The organism is Primorskyibacter flagellatus (assembly GCF_014638275.1).
GTDB classification, from domain to species: domain Bacteria; phylum Pseudomonadota; class Alphaproteobacteria; order Rhodobacterales; family Rhodobacteraceae; genus Pseudooceanicola; species Pseudooceanicola flagellatus_A.
The window spans coordinates 424147-438442 of the sequence record NZ_BMFJ01000001.1 but is presented as its reverse complement, the minus strand read 5'-3'; the positions used below and the strand labels follow the sequence as shown (position 1 = coordinate 438442).

Here is a 14296-nt window from a genome sequence, read left to right as displayed (position 1 = left end):
TTCTCACCGCCTCAAAACAAGCCAACGTGTCTATCGTAACTTTCGTCATCCATTATCCCTCAAGCCATTTACTGCGAATGACGGTAGCGGGTTTGACTGTCCCCGTCACGCTTGCAAGCTCATCTTCCCGCCGTCCGAGGTCCAGCCCCACAAGCTGCCGCGCCGCAAAGGCGTAGGTCAGGCAGTCCAGCGTCTCCACGCGGCGGCCGGGGATGCGCTCGAATCGCCGCACGGGGTGCCCCCGGGAATACTTCACGACGCGGCGCTCGCCGGTTAATTGCTCAAAATAGGTAGCATCCAGCGTGTCACCGAAGCGGATGGAACGGCCCGAGCTGAGGCGGGTCACGAGCTGCGATTTGATCGCGTCCACCCCGACCAAGATCAGCCGCACGTTGCGGGCATTGCTGAGCTGGATCGCGGGCCGCTGGAACCCGGGGACGCCCTTGCCCGCCAAGACCCGGCGGCCAGAGCGCGGACGGCAGAAGGCATAGACGGCATCGGCGTGCCCGCCGTCGCCGGAGTCCACGATGGTGGCATCAACCCGCAGCACGCCGCCGCGCGGGTGCCGGAAGTCCCGCCGCAGGAGGTCATCCAGCTCCGCCCAGGACTCGCCCTCCAAGGGGCTGCCCCAGACGATTTCGTGCGCCAGCACCAGCGCGTCGCCGTCCTTGGTCCAGCCGACCGTCGAAACCTCCAAGCGGTCGTCCTGCACGTCCACGCCTGCGCTGAGCACCAGAACCTCGGGCGGCACCCGGTCGAGGCCGATGGGTTCGCGGCGGCCGTAGAGCGATGCGTCGTCCAGCTCTTCGGCATCGTCGCGCCAAGGCTCGGCCAAGAGCGTGGTCGTGAACGCCTTCAGCGTCTCGGGGTTGCGCTTGGCCTCCAAGAACTCCGCCGCAAGGCGGCCCCAGCTCGCATTGGGCAGGAGCGAGATAAGCGCGTTCATGCGGTAGCCGTGGTGGCCGTGGACGTGCGGCCGGGTGATCCGCCAGCCTCCGTCCCGGATCATGCCGGGCTTGTGGCGCTCTTCGATCAAGGCTTCGCAATGGGGGCAGCGGAAGGCGGCCGTCCCGGGCGTATCCGGCTGCCACTCGATATGCCGCCAGAGGATTTCCGTCATGCCGCCGCATTCCGGGCATCGGCACTCATAGACCCGGCCGTCCGAGGCGCTGTAGGCCCGCAGAATGCGGCTGGTGGCCTCGTCCACGGGCGTGGACCCCATGACAATCTTCCGGTCGCCGTAGGACAGCGTGCGGCGCTCTGCAAGGCTCACGGGGTCGCCCTCGCCGCGGGCGTCGATCTCGAAGCCGTCCACTTCGTCCAGCAGCAGAACCCGGGCCGTGTGGCCCCGCAGGTTGCGCGGCGAGCGGGCCGAGACCAGTTTAAGTGAGCCGCCCGGGAAGCGGCGCTGGAAGAGCGTGTCCCGGCCGCCGTCGTCAGCCTTCAGGGCCGCCCGCAGGAGCGGCGACTCCGCGAAGGTCGGTTCCACGTTGCCGGTCATCAGGTCGCGGGCGTCTTGCTCGGCCGGAACCACGACAAGGACCGGGCTCGGGTCGTTGACGGCATAGTGCCCAATGGCGGCCGTCAGAAGCTGCGTGTAGCCCACGCGAACGCTCTTCAGGACGGAAACGCGCTCCACGCCCGGGTCGCCGATGGAGTCCGCGATAGCCCGCTGGTGCGGCCAGAGCCGCATCCGGCCGGGTTGCGCGGCAATGGCGCTCGGCAGGAAGACGTGCTTTTCGACCCAATCCGAAAGGGCGATCTTGGCAGGCGGCCGGAGCACCTGCATCGCCTCGCGGCGAAGACGGCTATAGGGGTCATGCTTCATCGGCCAGCGCCTCCAAGGCCGCGCGGATTTCTTCGTCCAGCGCCTGCGTCGTGCCACGGTCCAGAGCGCAGCGGCCTGCGACGCGCTGCGGGATCGCGAGGATTGCCGCCCGCAGATCGGTCAACGTGCTGGCCCATTCAGACGCCACCCGCTTCGCGTCTAGGAGCTCGCCACGGGTCTTGGCGTTTACCAATTCCGTTTTCTCTGCGGTCGCACGGGCCAACCTGATCTTCTCGGCCGCCAGTTCGCCGTCGGCGCGACGGCCGAGGCTGCCCGCCCGGGTGTGATCGGCGTAGGCCGCCACGGATGCCTTCAGCGGGAAGGTCTTGCCGTCTGGGTTCCGGGGGAGCACGCCGTCGCGGGCCAGCGCGTGGATGCGGTTGGGGGTGATGCCAAGCCACTCCCCCAAGATCGCGGCCGAGACGGGGTTACCAGCCGCGGGCTTCCCAGGCAGCCCGGCCATGTCTTCGATCCATGCCAGTTCTTCAGCGGGGATATTCATGCTCTTTCCTCACGGTAACGGCGGGAATCCCGGGAAGGGCGGTAAAACCCGGGTTCCCGTTTCCAATTTTCCTGAATCGCCCGATAGACCGGGGCTCCGCGTCCCCCGCGTGCCGAGCTGCCGGGAAGGACCCAAGGGGGAATCCCGGGAAGCGCGGTAAAGGCGGGAAGCTCGGGAACGGCTGGTGTTACGGGCGTAGCTCCGTAAGGTTGGGACATGTGGGACATGTGTGCCGGTTCCCCTCTATACGTGTGTGCGCGCCCGCGCGTAGGCGATAAACCGGAAGACATGTCCCACATGTCCCACTTGAGAGATTTCAATGGCTTAAACCAATCCATCGAAGTCGCTCCACTCACGCTGGCGGCATTTCAGCCCCATGAATCCCCGCCCACGAATACCGCCCCTGTTTTTGACGGGTTCAAATCCGGCACGTTGCAGTCGCTCCGGGAAGGTGCGCTTCAAGGAGCCCGGGTCTTCCCGGTTGCGGTAAGCATAGTCTCGCCACGACTCGAACAGTTCCGCCGTGAGGGTGGCCGTACCCGGGATAAGCTCACATTCATCTTCCAACCATCGAGAGAACGTGTCTTCGCGGGCGAAGTAATCCCGCGTGGCGGCCTCCACGACAGCCGGGCGCACCAGACCGTTTTCCTGCCAGTCCAGTGCCCCACGGATCGCCCACGACAAAATGCCCGGCCACTCGGCCTTCAGCTTCTCGGGCAGATGTTCGTCCTTTGCGGCGGGCGGGTGATCGAAGGGCAGGATCATGAAGCGGCGTCGGATCGCGGAGTCCACGTCGCTCAGGCCGGGGGCGTTGTTGCCCACGATGGTTAACTTGAACGCGGGGCGGAACTCGAAGCTATCCTGACGCATGAAGCGCGCCGTGATCGGGTCACCACCCGTTAGCGCCTTGATACGGTTCTCAGCCCATTTCGAGCCCGCTTCCGTCTCGCTGGCAACAGCCATGCGTGGGCCATGCAACCGTGCCAGCTCTTCGGGGTGCGCTTCGTGCCGCTGTGCCGTCAGCGTGGACGTGGCGACGTTGGCGGCATATTCGCCCAACAGATCATAGAGAACCGAAACTGCCGTAGTCTTGCCGGAGCCGCCCGGCCCATAGATGAACAACAGCACTTGTTCACGGGTCTCGCCCGTGAGGTTATATCCCGCCCATTGCTGGAAGAAACGGATCGCCGAAGCGTCGCTGCCAAGGGCTTGGCCAAGGAATGCCAGCCAACGCGGACAGTCGCGCTCGGGATCGAAGGCTTCGAGCGGAACCGGAGTGATCGCCGCCGCTTTCGACACATAGTCTTCAGGCTGCCCGGGGCGAAGCTGCCCCGTCCGCAGGTCCACTACGCCGCCCGGGGTGCCGAGCAACATAGCGTCACTATCCCAGCCCGAGGCCGAGAAAGCGAACTCGCGCACGGTGCGTGCGCCGCGCTCAATGGCTTCCCAGACGTTCACGTTCTTGAGTGCCTTGGCCTTCGGGTCGCGGGACGCCAGATCGGTGGAGACGGCGCGCGCGTAGTGTTTGGCGAGTTGGGTTTCCTCGCGCTGCCAGCGGTGCCCCATGAATCGGAACCAGCGCCCGGCGTTATGATCGAAGAGCAATTCCCCAACGTGCCTATCGGTGAAGGCGCGGATCACTCCATCTTGGTCAAGGTCGAAGCCTGCCAGTTCGTCGACAAATTCGGGCTCTTCGCCCCCGGGGTGCTGGTCAATCCAGATTTCATCGAAGTCGGTCATCAGGTCGTCGTCCACCCCGTGCGCGGCCTTCGAGACCTCGCGCCCGTAGACATGCGTGAGAATTTCCGGGATCGTCTTCACGCGCTCATACCAACGCGCGTCCCTTTCGGCCTCGGGCACCTCATTGAAGACGGTGCGCAGCTTCTCACCAACGCGCAACAGGGGCTCGCCCTGAGCCGCCCAATGTCCGGCGAGCCGGATTGCCGAGACGTGGAAGTTCTCAGCAGTTCGGATCGCTTCAAGCGCGGCGGCTTCGTCCAGACGCTCGCCCGTCCCGCCCTTGCCACCGATAGTCCCGGGCTTGCCCATCGCCCCGGCGTCCAGATCGGCGGCTTCGTCAAGATAGCGGCCATCCGCGAGGAAAGTCTGGACCGGCGGCCTACCGGCTACGCCACCCGCATAATAGGACTGCGACAACACGAAGGACTCCCCCGCCAGAGCCCCCTTCAGGACGCCGTTGACGCGCGCCAGCAGGCGATAGCGATCCTTCGGCGGCATTGCCTTGCTAAAGGGGCATATGACACGCCAGCGGGGCTTCTGCCGCGTGTGCGACGGCGTGGTGTAGATCATCGCCGCAAGGCGGGCCGCTTCCAGCAGGTCGCGCGCTTCCTCGGGCTGCATGGTCCCGGCGTCGTGGTCGCCTTCCACGCCATGCACTTCTTCGACGTTGTCGTTGGTGCGGTAGCAGCCCTTTTCACTCTTGGCTTCGCCAAAGGTCGCGGCCTTGATCCACGGAAGCTTGTCCTTGCTCTTGGCGGTCTTGGCCTGAATGTCGTCGGCCAGCTTGCGGAGTGAACCGCGAACCTCTTTTTTCTCGAAAGCCCATTGGTTCGGGAAACGGGTAAAGACCATGGGCCGGTCAAGCGGGCCTTGGTCTTTGGTAGCTTTGGGGCTATAATTTGCGTGCATCGTTTCTGTTCATCCTCGGTGCCGCGGCAGGGGTTTTGCACAACCCGCTAGCCGGAATTTCAGCCCCCGTCGGTTTCGCCACCGGCGGGGGTTTCACTTTCATGGTGACGTGATTTCGATGGAGCGCGAGGGCGCAAAAGGTGGGACAAAAATCCTGAAAAACCCTGTGATACTATGGGAGGGTCAGGTGTCCCACTTTCCGTTAAGCATTTGTTGCGGCTGAATTATTGCACGCCGCCCCCGGGCACCACAACACTTTCCAATGGAAAGTGGCCAACCCAGGACAAGCAGACTTGAGCGGCATCGGTTCTGCAAGAACCGCGAGAGCTGTCCCGGTTCGAGCTTTACCGCCCCCGGGCACCACTTCATATCCCGTAGGCAAGTGAGCAGTCTCGGAACTGCGGACATGAGCGGCGTCGGTTCTGAAAAATCCGGGAGAGCAGCCCCGGCTGAACCGTTGTCCGATATGGCCCACCACAGCGCCCCCGCGATCCGGAGCAGCGCGATGCCCGAGGGTCCGGCACCTGCCCGTCCCTCACCCCCTCCCTTCCCTGCGACAAGATTCTTCCCCGTGCGGCAATTGCAGCCATTGCCCGCCACAGGCTATCATTCTAGAACCCGGATAATTCGCGCGCCCGGTTCGTGGTGCGTCAACGATCACCATCAGGAGGCGAGACATGGCTGACGCAGCCGTTCACGGCCACGGACATGAGGACAACCGCGGGTTCTTCACCCGGTGGTTCATGTCGACCAACCACAAGGACATCGGGATCCTCTACATCATCGTGTCGGCGTTTGCAGGGCTTATCTCGGTCCTGTTCACCGTCTACATGCGCATGGAGCTGATGCATCCCGGCGTGCAGTACATGTGCCTTGAAGGCGCGCGTTTCATCGCCTCGGGCGCCGAATGTACCCCGAACGGCCATCTCTGGAACGTCATGATCACCTATCACGGCGTCCTGATGATGTTCTTCGTGGTGATCCCCGCGCTCTTCGGCGGGTTCGGCAACTACTTCATGCCGCTGCAGATCGGCGCGCCGGACATGGCGTTCCCGCGGATGAACAACCTGTCCTTCTGGATGTACTGCGCCGGTGTCGCGCTCGGCATCGCCTCCCTGCTCGCTCCCGGCGGGAACGGGCAGGCCGGTTCGGGCGTGGGCTGGGTGCTTTACCCGCCGCTGTCCACGACCGAGGGCGGATCGTCCATGGACCTCGCCATCTTCGCGGTGCACGTCTCCGGTGCCTCCTCGATCCTCGGTGCGATCAACATGATCACCACCTTCCTGAACATGCGCGCGCCCGGCATGACGCTGTTCAAGGTGCCGCTGTTCTCCTGGTCGATCTTCGTCACCGCCTGGCTGATCCTGCTGTCCCTGCCTGTGCTGGCCGGCGCGATCACCATGCTGCTGACCGACCGCAACTTCGGGACGACCTTCTTCGACCCGGCGGGGGGCGGCGACCCGATCCTGTATCAGCACATCCTGTGGTTCTTCGGCCACCCGGAAGTGTACATCATCATCCTGCCCGGTTTCGGCATCATCTCCCACGTGATCGCCACCTTCGCGCGCAAGCCGATCTTCGGCTACCTGCCGATGGTTTTGGCCATCATCGCCATCGGGATGCTGGGCTTTGTCGTCTGGGCGCACCACATGTACACCGTGGGCATGTCGCTGACGCAGCAGTCCTACTTCATGCTGGCCACCATGGTGATCGCGGTGCCGACCGGCGTGAAGGTGTTCAGCTGGATCGCGACGATGTGGGGCGGTTCGATCGAGTTCAAGACGCCGATGCTCTGGGCCTTCGGCTTCCTGTTCCTCTTCACCGTGGGTGGCGTGACCGGCGTGGTCCTGTCGCAGGCCGCGGTCGACCGGGCGTACCATGACACCTACTACGTTGTGGCGCACTTCCATTACGTGATGTCGCTTGGGGCCGTTTTCGCGATCTTTGCCGGGATCTACTTCTACTTCGGCAAGGTCACGGGCCGTCAGTACCCCGAGACCCTTGGCAAAATCCACTTCTGGATGATGTTCATCGGCGCCAACCTGACCTTCTTCCCCCAGCACTTTCTGGGCCGTCAGGGCATGCCCCGCCGCTACATCGACTACCCGGAAGCCTTCGCGACCTGGAACTGGTGGTCATCCATGGGCGCCTTCCTGTCCTTCGCATCTTTCCTGCTGTTCTTCGGGATCATGTTCTATTCGCTCTTCCGCGGCGCGAAGGTGACCCAGAACAACTACTGGAACGAATATGCCGACACGCTGGAGTGGACCCTGCCCTCCCCGCCGCCCGAGCATACGTTCGAGCAGCTTCCGAAGCAGGAAGACTGGGACAAGGGCCACGCGCACTGACGCGGGCCTGCCTCCCGGCCTGACAGTCGGAACGAACAGGGGCCGGGGGGAAACCTCCGGCCCCTTCGCTTGCCACGGGACATCAAGACCATGACCTATCGCTGGATCACCGCCGACCGGATGGAGCTGCGCCCGCACCGCTCCCTCCCCTATCGCGGGTTCGCGGCGGTGATCCTCGGCTTCTTCGCCTTCGTGTCGGTTCCGTTGGCGGCGATGGTCGGCACCGCGGTGCTCTGGGGATTGCTGCCGTTTGCCATGGCGGCGCTCGCCGCGCTGTGGTGGGCGCTGAGGCGCAGCTACCGGGACGGAGAGATACTGGAGGTGCTGGAGATCGCGGGCAACGATCTGACCCTGACCCGCACCGATCCGGACGGTCGCACCCGCAGCTGGAGCTGCAACACCCACTGGGTCCGCGTCACCGACCATGAAAGCGGAGGCCCGGTTCCGCATTACATCACGCTCAACGGCAACGGGCGCGAGGTCGAGATCGGCGCCTTCCTGTCCGAGGACGAACGCCCCGCCCTGTACCGTGACCTCCGCCGCCGTCTCGACGACGCACGTCCCTGAGGCCGATCGGGTCCGGAGATCAGGATGCGCGATCCGGCAGGTCCGAGCGCGCGGTAGAGGCCATCTCCTCCAACTCCGCCTCCGTCATCTCGTCGTACATCTCGCGCGAAGCCCCGACGAGGTCAGAGACCTTCGCCTCCCCCCTTTTCGCGGCCAGGGCCGCCCCGGCGGCCTTCTGTTGTGCTTTGGATTGCGCTTTCATGACGCCTGCTCCGTCTGTCGTGTCCTGCAGGAGTAACGACCGCGGCCCGAGAGCGTTCCCGGCAGCTTCGCGGACCCGGCGACACCAGGCCGGATGTCGCGCGCCGCAGGCGCGGTCGGCGCGCGAAAACGACCAACGCCATTGCGGCGCGATGTTGGCGCTACCATGGCGAAACAGTGATTTTCCGGGGGATGGACGACGATTTGCGTGGACTGTCGAGGCTGTCTGAACAATAATAAGGCAGAGTACGAATTTTCCGCGCCTATTTGAAGAAGGGTATACCAGTGAACATTCTCAGGACTGCCGCGCTTGTCGCCGGCCTCGCCTTTGCCCCCTTTGCCGCCAGTGCGGCCACCTGTGATGTGGGTACCTGCTTCGCCGCAGGGGCCGATGGACAGACGCTGACCTCCGCCGGCCTGTCCTATGGTGCCTACAACATCGTGAACGACGGCAGCAACGGCTTCAATTTCTTCGCCCTGTTCGATCGTGGCGCGACCGACATCATCGAAGTGGTGATTTCGATCCTGACCTTCCAGCCGACCGGCCTGGGCTATATCAATGACCTTGAAGTCAGCTTCTTCGGTGGCGGTTCGACCCTGCCACAGGCCGTGACCAATGGCTCCGGCTTCCCGATCAACCCGGTCGGAAACGACGTCATCCTGACATTCGACCTGACCGGGTTCGACACCATGGTCGGGATCGACATCGAAGGGTTTGCCGTCGCGCAGTCGGGCGCCAATCCGGGCTTCAACGTGACCGTGCGTCAGGCACCGCCCGCCGTTCCGGTTCCGGCCGCCGGCCTGCTGCTGGCAGGTGCGCTTGGTGGCCTCGCCGCCCTGCGCCGCCGCAAGAAGGACTGATCCGCAAGAATGCGGTCGGCCCGGTCCGAATGACACGGACCAGCCGACACCAATAAAAAAGAGCCGCCCGCGCGGCTCTTTTTCGTTCTGCCCTGAGGATACGGAGTTCAGCCCAGCTTGGATTTCACCATCGGGCCTACGGCCCCGAAATCCATCTGGCCGGTGTACTTCGACTTGAGCGCGCCCATCACCTTGCCCATGTCGCGGATCGAACTGGCGCCGGTGGCGGCGATGGCCTCGGTCACCGCGGCGTCGACCTCCGCTTCGTCCAGCTGGCGGGGCAGGAATTCCTCGATATAGCCGATCTCCGTTCGTTCCTGCTCGGCGAGGTCGATCCGTCCGCCCTCTTCATAGGCGCGCACCGACTCCTGGCGCTGCTTGACCATCTTGCCGAGGATCGCCAGCACCTCATCCTCGCCCACGCCGTCCTCGCGGCCCTCGCCACGGGCGGCGATGTCACGGTCCTTGATGGCGGCGTTGATGAGCCGCAGCGTGCTGAGCCGTTCGGAGTCGCGCTCCTTCATCGCCACCTTGATTGCGGCTGTTACCTTGTCGCGAAGTTGCATGCGTCCATCCCAGATGCTTCAAGCGCCGGAGCCTATAGCGCCCGGCCCCTTCACACAACCGGCACGACGCCACGGCACCCCTGTCCGCAAGGATAGGCGCGCGTCCGAAATCCGTTTGGTATCGCCCTTGACCCCCCTTCCCGCGCTCTTTAGGTAAGCCACAATTTGCCATCCCGACGGAGCCGCAAAATGCCCCACACCTACCTCAAGAAACCGACCGCCTGCCTGGCCCTCGCCAACGGGACCGTCTTCATGGGACGAGGTTTCGGGGCGACCGGAACCACGGTGGCCGAGCTCTGCTTCAACACCGCAATGACCGGTTACCAGGAGATCATGACCGACCCCTCCTACGCCGGACAGATCGTGACCTTCACCTTCCCCCATATCGGCAACGTCGGCGTCACGCCCGAGGACGAGGAAACGGCCGATCCGGTCGCGGACGGCATGGTCGTCCGCTGGAACCCGACCGATCCGTCGAACTGGCGCGCCACCGGCCAGCTGTCGGACTGGCTCGCGTCCCACGGACGCATCGCGATCGGCGGCATCGACACCCGCCGCCTGACCCGCGCCATCCGGGCGCAGGGCGCGCCCCATGCCGCTTTGGCCCACGACCCGGAGGGCAACCTGGACATCGAGGCGCTGGTCGCCAAGGCGCGCGGTTTCTCGGGCCTGGTCGGTCTGGACCTGGCCAAGACGGTGACCTGCGCCCAGAGCTACCGCTGGAACGAAACCAGATGGGCCTGGCCGGACGGCTTTGGCACCCAGAAAGAGGCCAGGTACAAGGTCGTCGCCATCGACTACGGCGCGAAACGCAACATCCTGCGCTGCCTCGCCTCCGCCGGTTGCGACGTCACCGTCCTGCCCGCCACCGCGACGGCCGAGGACGTGCTGGCCCACAGTCCCGACGGCGTCTTTTTGTCCAACGGACCCGGAGACCCGGCCGCCACCGGCGACTATGCCGTGCCGATGATCCGCGGCGTCATGGACCGGACAGACCTGCCGATCTTTGGCATCTGCCTGGGCCACCAGATGCTGGCGCTGGCGCTTGGCGCCAAGACGGTCAAGATGAACCACGGCCATCACGGCGCGAACCACCCCGTGAAGGATATGGAGACCGGCAAGGTCGAGATCACCTCGATGAACCACGGTTTCGCGGTCGACAGCCAGACCCTGCCCGAAGGCGTGAAGGAAACCCATGTCTCGCTGTTCGACGGATCGAACTGCGGAATCCGGATGACCGACCGCCCCGTCTTCTCGGTCCAGTATCATCCCGAGGCCAGCCCCGGACCGCAGGACAGCTTCTACCTGTTCGAACGCTTCGCCGCGTCGATGGAAGAACGCGCCAAGGCCCGCGCCTGAATCGCAGCCTGCGCCGGTCCGGTCCACGTTCCGGGCCGGAGCAACCGGCTGTTAACTGAATCTTAGGCCGATATTAACCAGCAGGCACGCACCCTCGCTTCAGGCTTGGCGAGGGGAAGCACATGTCGCTCCGCGACCCGTCCGGGATGGACGGGCTGAATATCCGGCAGACTGTCCAGACGGACCACGGCGCGCGTACCGGCACGTTCGCGGAGACTGCCGCACCGTTCGGCCATGTCAGCGCTCCATCACCATCGCCGCGCGCACCGGTCACGATCCCCGCCCTTCGCCGCGACTGGAGCATGGGCCGGCTGAGCAGGACCGCCCTGTCCGAAGGCCTGTCCCGCGTGACCGGACTGCCCCGGGTCGACCTGTCTCTGATCCCGCCCGACCCGGACTTGTCGGACCTGCTCGACCCCGCGCTCTGCCTCCGTCACCAATGCGTGCCCTGGCAGCGTCGCGATGGCGGCCTCATCCTTGCCACCGCCCGGCCCGAAGACCTTGACGATGTTCATGGCGCCCTCCCCGCCGCTGCCGGGCCGATGCGCGCGGTGATCGCGGATCGCGACGAGATCCTGCGTGCGGTCGAGACCACCCATGCCCCCGACCTCGCCCGCCGTGCCGCGAGCCGTGTGGACACCGCCTTTTCCGCCCGGGCCTGGCAGGGGGGGCGAATGCGGGCCGTTCGTCTGTCCCTCGGCGCCGCAGCTCTGGCGGGACCCATTGCGATCTGGCCCTATCCCGCGCTCAACGCGCTGCTGATGATCGCCTTTGCCACGCTTGCGCTCGCCAGCCTCATGAAATGCGCCGCAGCCATCGCGCACCTGGCCCGCCCCGACCGAGAGGCAGAGGGAACCGCGGAGAACACTCTGCCCCCGATCACCCTGCTCGTCCCGCTGTTCCGGGAAGACCGCATCGCCGAAACGCTGCTCAAGCGTCTGGAAAGGCTCGACTATCCCCGCGATCGCCTAGAGACCCTGCTGGTGCTGGAGCAGACGGATAGCCTGACCCGCGACCTGCTGAACCGCACGGCGCTGCCGCCCTGGATGCGTGTCGTCACTGTCCCGGACGGCGCGCCGCGCACCAAGCCGCGCGCGATGAACTACGCGCTCGACCATGCGACCGGGGACATCGTAGGCATCTATGACGCGGAGGACGCGCCCGATCCCGACCAGTTGCGCCGCGTCGCCGCCGCCTTTGCCGCCGCCCCGCCCGATGTGGCCTGCCTTCAGGGTGCGCTCGACTACTACAACCCGCGCGACAGCTGGATCAGCCGCTGCTTCACCATCGAATACAACACATGGTTCCGCCTGCTGCTGCCCGGCATGGGCAAACTCGGCTTTGCCCTGCCGCTTGGAGGAACCACCCTGTTCATCCGGCGCGCGGTTCTGGAACAGCTTGGTGCGTGGGACGCCCACAACGTGACGGAGGACGCCGACCTCGGTTTCCGGCTCGCCCGCGCAGGCTACCGGACACGGGTGATCGGAACCACCACGCGGGAGGAAGCGAACAGCCGCGCCCTGACTTGGTGCCGTCAGCGATCACGCTGGCTGAAGGGCTATCTCGTCACCTACCTCGTCCATATGCGCCACCCCCTGCGCCTGCTGCGCGACCTCGGCATCTGGCAGTTCCTCGGGTTCCAGGCGCATTTCGTGACCGCGCTGTCCCAGTTTGCGCTGGCCCCCCTGCTCTGGCTGTTCTGGCTGTCCTGCTTGGGCGTCGATCTGCCCTTCACCACGCTCGACACCCGCACCGGCCTCACCCGCATCGGCCTGATGTTTCTGGGGCTGGAGGGGCTGACGATTGCGCTTGGCTTCATCGCCACCCGCCGCGCCAGCCACCGCCATCTGTGGGTCTGGGTGCCAACGCTGCATTTCTACTGGCCGCTCGGCGCGTTCGCGATGTGGAAGGCTGTGTTCGAACTGGTCGTCGCGCCCTTCTACTGGGACAAGACCGCGCACGGCGTCTCTCCCTCCGCGCGCGAACCTCAGCCGACCGTGCCGATGGCCCCGGAGTCGAGCTTCAGTCGTGTGACGAAGGCCTTGGAGATGTGATCGCGCAGCATCTCGCCCGCCCGCGCCTCGTCCCGCGCCTCGATCGCCTGCACGATGGCGTCATGTTCCGCCAGCGCCGCCGCATCCCGCCCCTGCGCGGCGAGCGAGGTCAGCGCCAGCAGAGCCATCGACCGGTGCACGAGGTCAAGCTGCTGCACCAGGAACCGGTTGTGCGAGGCCAGATGAATCTGCTTGTGGAATCGCCGGTTCGCCCGGCTCAGCGCGCCGGGATCGCCAAGCAGCGCGCGGTCCGCCTCCACCATGTCGCGCAGCACGCGCACCTCTTCCGCCGTGGCGTGACGCGCGGCGAGCCGGGCGGCGAGCGACTCCAGTTCCGAGCGCACCACATAGAGCTCCGCCAGCTGGTTATGATCCAGTGAGGCCACGATCAGCGACCGCCCGTCCCGCGTCAGCAGCGACTGCGTCTCTAGCCGTTGCAGCGCCTCGCGGATCGGGGTGCGCGACACGCCGAAACGCTCCGCCAGCTCGCTCTCCACAAGCCGATCGCCAGGGCGGTAGACCCCGGTGTCGATCGCCTCGAGGATCAGCGAATAGGCATCTGTCTGCACGTCTGTCGTCCTGTCCGTGGTGGTCGCGCCAGACTAGCCGCGCAGCTTCCCCCGCGTCCAGCCTTCCCCGTATTGCTCCGGTGACGCCGGCGATCTAGCCTGCCGCCATGCCGACAGTCCCCCTTTCCCGCAGCCTCGCCGACAGCTTCTCCCATGTCCGAACATGGGTCTTCGATCTCGACAACACGCTTTATCCGCCCGCAGCCCGGCTTTTTGACCAGATCGAGGTCCGGATGACCGACTGGGTGATGCGCACGCTCTCCGTCGACCGGGGGGAAGCCGACCACCTGCGCGCGCTGTACTGGCGCGACCACGGCACGACGCTGGCCGGGCTGATGCGCCATCACGGCGTCGACCCCGGCCCCTACCTGACCGAGGTGCACGAGATCGATTTTTCCGTCCTTGCCCCCGACCCTGACCTCGCCGCACGTATTGCCGCGCTGCCCGGCCGCCGGATCGTCTACACCAACGGCTCCGCCCCCTATGCCGAGCAGGTGATCGCCGCGCGTGGTCTCACCGGCCTGTTCGACGCGGTCTACGGGGTGGAGCATGCCGACTACCTGCCGAAGCCCGACGCCGAGGCCTTTGACCGCATCTTCGCCCGCGACCGGCTCGACCCGACCCGCGCCGCGATGTTCGAGGACGACCCGAGGAACCTTGCCGCGCCCCACGCCCTTGGCATGCAGACGGTGCATGTTGCCGATACCGCCGTCCCCGCTCCGCATATCCATCATCACACCGATGACCTCGCCGCTTTCCTGTCCCGTCTCGTCTGACACGCGCCGGAGGGAC

General features: G+C 65.5%; 12 protein-coding genes. 6 read left to right on the top strand and 6 right to left on the bottom strand.

Translation table 11 applies throughout. The annotated features are described in order from the left end of the window. Window positions 1–52 precede the first annotated feature (52 nt). From IEV87_RS02165 to IEV87_RS02155, 3 genes are all read right to left on the bottom strand, one after another. On the bottom strand, window positions 53–1828 hold the full coding sequence (locus IEV87_RS02165) for a phage terminase large subunit family protein (protein ID WP_188475990.1): 1776 nt from the start codon (window positions 1826–1828) through the stop codon (window positions 53–55). Then, entirely contained in the window at window positions 1818–2330 is a 513-nt protein-coding gene (locus IEV87_RS02160) for a hypothetical protein (protein WP_188475989.1), read from the bottom strand. The genes IEV87_RS02165 and IEV87_RS02160 overlap by 11 nt, the downstream gene beginning before the upstream one ends. A gap of 324 nt (window positions 2331–2654) precedes the next feature. Continuing rightward, window positions 2655–4922, bottom strand: a complete 2268-nt coding sequence (locus IEV87_RS02155) for a phage/plasmid primase, P4 family (protein WP_188475988.1) — start codon at window positions 4920–4922, stop codon at window positions 2655–2657. A 734-nt stretch (window positions 4923–5656) separates the two neighbouring features. Between IEV87_RS02155 and ctaD the strand changes: the two genes are divergently transcribed. Together ctaD and IEV87_RS02145 are read left to right on the top strand one after the other, a co-directional pair. Beyond that, window positions 5657–7327: a cytochrome c oxidase subunit I gene (ctaD, locus tag IEV87_RS02150; protein ID WP_188475987.1), complete on the top strand. Its 1671-nt coding sequence runs from the start codon at window positions 5657–5659 to the stop codon at window positions 7325–7327. A 90-nt stretch (window positions 7328–7417) separates the two neighbouring features. After that, window positions 7418–7894 carry a DUF2244 domain-containing protein gene (locus IEV87_RS02145; protein WP_188475986.1) on the top strand — a complete coding sequence of 159 codons (477 nt, stop codon included), beginning with the start codon at window positions 7418–7420 and terminating at the stop codon, window positions 7892–7894. A 19-nt stretch (window positions 7895–7913) separates the two neighbouring features. Here the strand turns inward: IEV87_RS02145 and IEV87_RS02140 are convergent, their stop codons facing one another. Then, a complete protein-coding gene (locus IEV87_RS02140; RefSeq protein ID WP_188475985.1) occupies window positions 7914–8096 on the bottom strand; it encodes a DUF3008 family protein in 183 nt (60 codons plus the stop codon). 284 nt (window positions 8097–8380) lie between these two features. Between IEV87_RS02140 and IEV87_RS02135 the strand changes: the two genes are divergently transcribed. Next, entirely contained in the window at window positions 8381–8956 is a 576-nt protein-coding gene (locus IEV87_RS02135) for a VPLPA-CTERM sorting domain-containing protein (protein ID WP_188475984.1), read from the top strand. A 107-nt stretch (window positions 8957–9063) separates the two neighbouring features. Here IEV87_RS02135 and IEV87_RS02130 read toward each other — a convergent pair whose 3' ends face one another. Further along, entirely contained in the window at window positions 9064–9522 is a 459-nt protein-coding gene (locus IEV87_RS02130; RefSeq protein WP_188475983.1) for a GatB/YqeY domain-containing protein, read from the bottom strand. A 189-nt stretch (window positions 9523–9711) separates the two neighbouring features. Between IEV87_RS02130 and carA the strand changes: the two genes are divergently transcribed. Both carA and IEV87_RS02120 read left to right on the top strand, forming a co-directional pair. Next, window positions 9712–10881, top strand: coding sequence for a glutamine-hydrolyzing carbamoyl-phosphate synthase small subunit (gene carA, locus IEV87_RS02125; RefSeq protein ID WP_188475982.1), 1170 nt, complete (start codon window positions 9712–9714; stop codon window positions 10879–10881). 122 nt (window positions 10882–11003) lie between these two features. Then, window positions 11004–12935, top strand: coding sequence for a glycosyltransferase family 2 protein (locus IEV87_RS02120; protein WP_188475981.1), 1932 nt, complete (start codon window positions 11004–11006; stop codon window positions 12933–12935). On the opposite strand, the gene IEV87_RS02115 is transcribed toward IEV87_RS02120, so the two are convergent. Further along, window positions 12869–13504: a GntR family transcriptional regulator gene (locus IEV87_RS02115; RefSeq protein WP_188475980.1), complete on the bottom strand. Its 636-nt coding sequence runs from the start codon at window positions 13502–13504 to the stop codon at window positions 12869–12871. The genes IEV87_RS02120 and IEV87_RS02115 overlap by 67 nt on opposite strands. 107 nt (window positions 13505–13611) lie before the next feature. On the opposite strand from IEV87_RS02115, the gene IEV87_RS02110 reads away from it, so the two are divergent. Further along, on the top strand, window positions 13612–14280 hold the full coding sequence (locus IEV87_RS02110; protein WP_188475979.1) for a pyrimidine 5'-nucleotidase: 669 nt from the start codon (window positions 13612–13614) through the stop codon (window positions 14278–14280). Window positions 14281–14296: the final 16 nt, after the last annotated feature.

Coding starts and splice junctions, on each gene's coding strand:
- IEV87_RS02165 (WP_188475990.1), bottom strand. CDS start 1,828: ATGAAGCATGACCCCTATAGCCGTCTTCGCCGCGAGGCGATGCAGGTG.
- IEV87_RS02160 (WP_188475989.1), bottom strand. CDS start 2,330: ATGAATATCCCCGCTGAAGAACTGGCATGGATCGAAGACATGGCCGGG.
- IEV87_RS02155 (WP_188475988.1), bottom strand. CDS start 4,922: ATGGTCTTTACCCGTTTCCCGAACCAATGGGCTTTCGAGAAAAAAGAG.
- ctaD (WP_188475987.1), top strand. CDS start 5,657: ATGGCTGACGCAGCCGTTCACGGCCACGGACATGAGGACAACCGCGGG.
- IEV87_RS02145 (WP_188475986.1), top strand. CDS start 7,418: ATGACCTATCGCTGGATCACCGCCGACCGGATGGAGCTGCGCCCGCAC.
- IEV87_RS02140 (WP_188475985.1), bottom strand. CDS start 8,096: ATGAAAGCGCAATCCAAAGCACAACAGAAGGCCGCCGGGGCGGCCCTG.
- IEV87_RS02130 (WP_188475983.1), bottom strand. CDS start 9,522: ATGCAACTTCGCGACAAGGTAACAGCCGCAATCAAGGTGGCGATGAAG.
- carA (WP_188475982.1), top strand. CDS start 9,712: ATGCCCCACACCTACCTCAAGAAACCGACCGCCTGCCTGGCCCTCGCC.
- IEV87_RS02120 (WP_188475981.1), top strand. CDS start 11,004: ATGTCGCTCCGCGACCCGTCCGGGATGGACGGGCTGAATATCCGGCAG.
- IEV87_RS02110 (WP_188475979.1), top strand. CDS start 13,612: ATGCCGACAGTCCCCCTTTCCCGCAGCCTCGCCGACAGCTTCTCCCAT.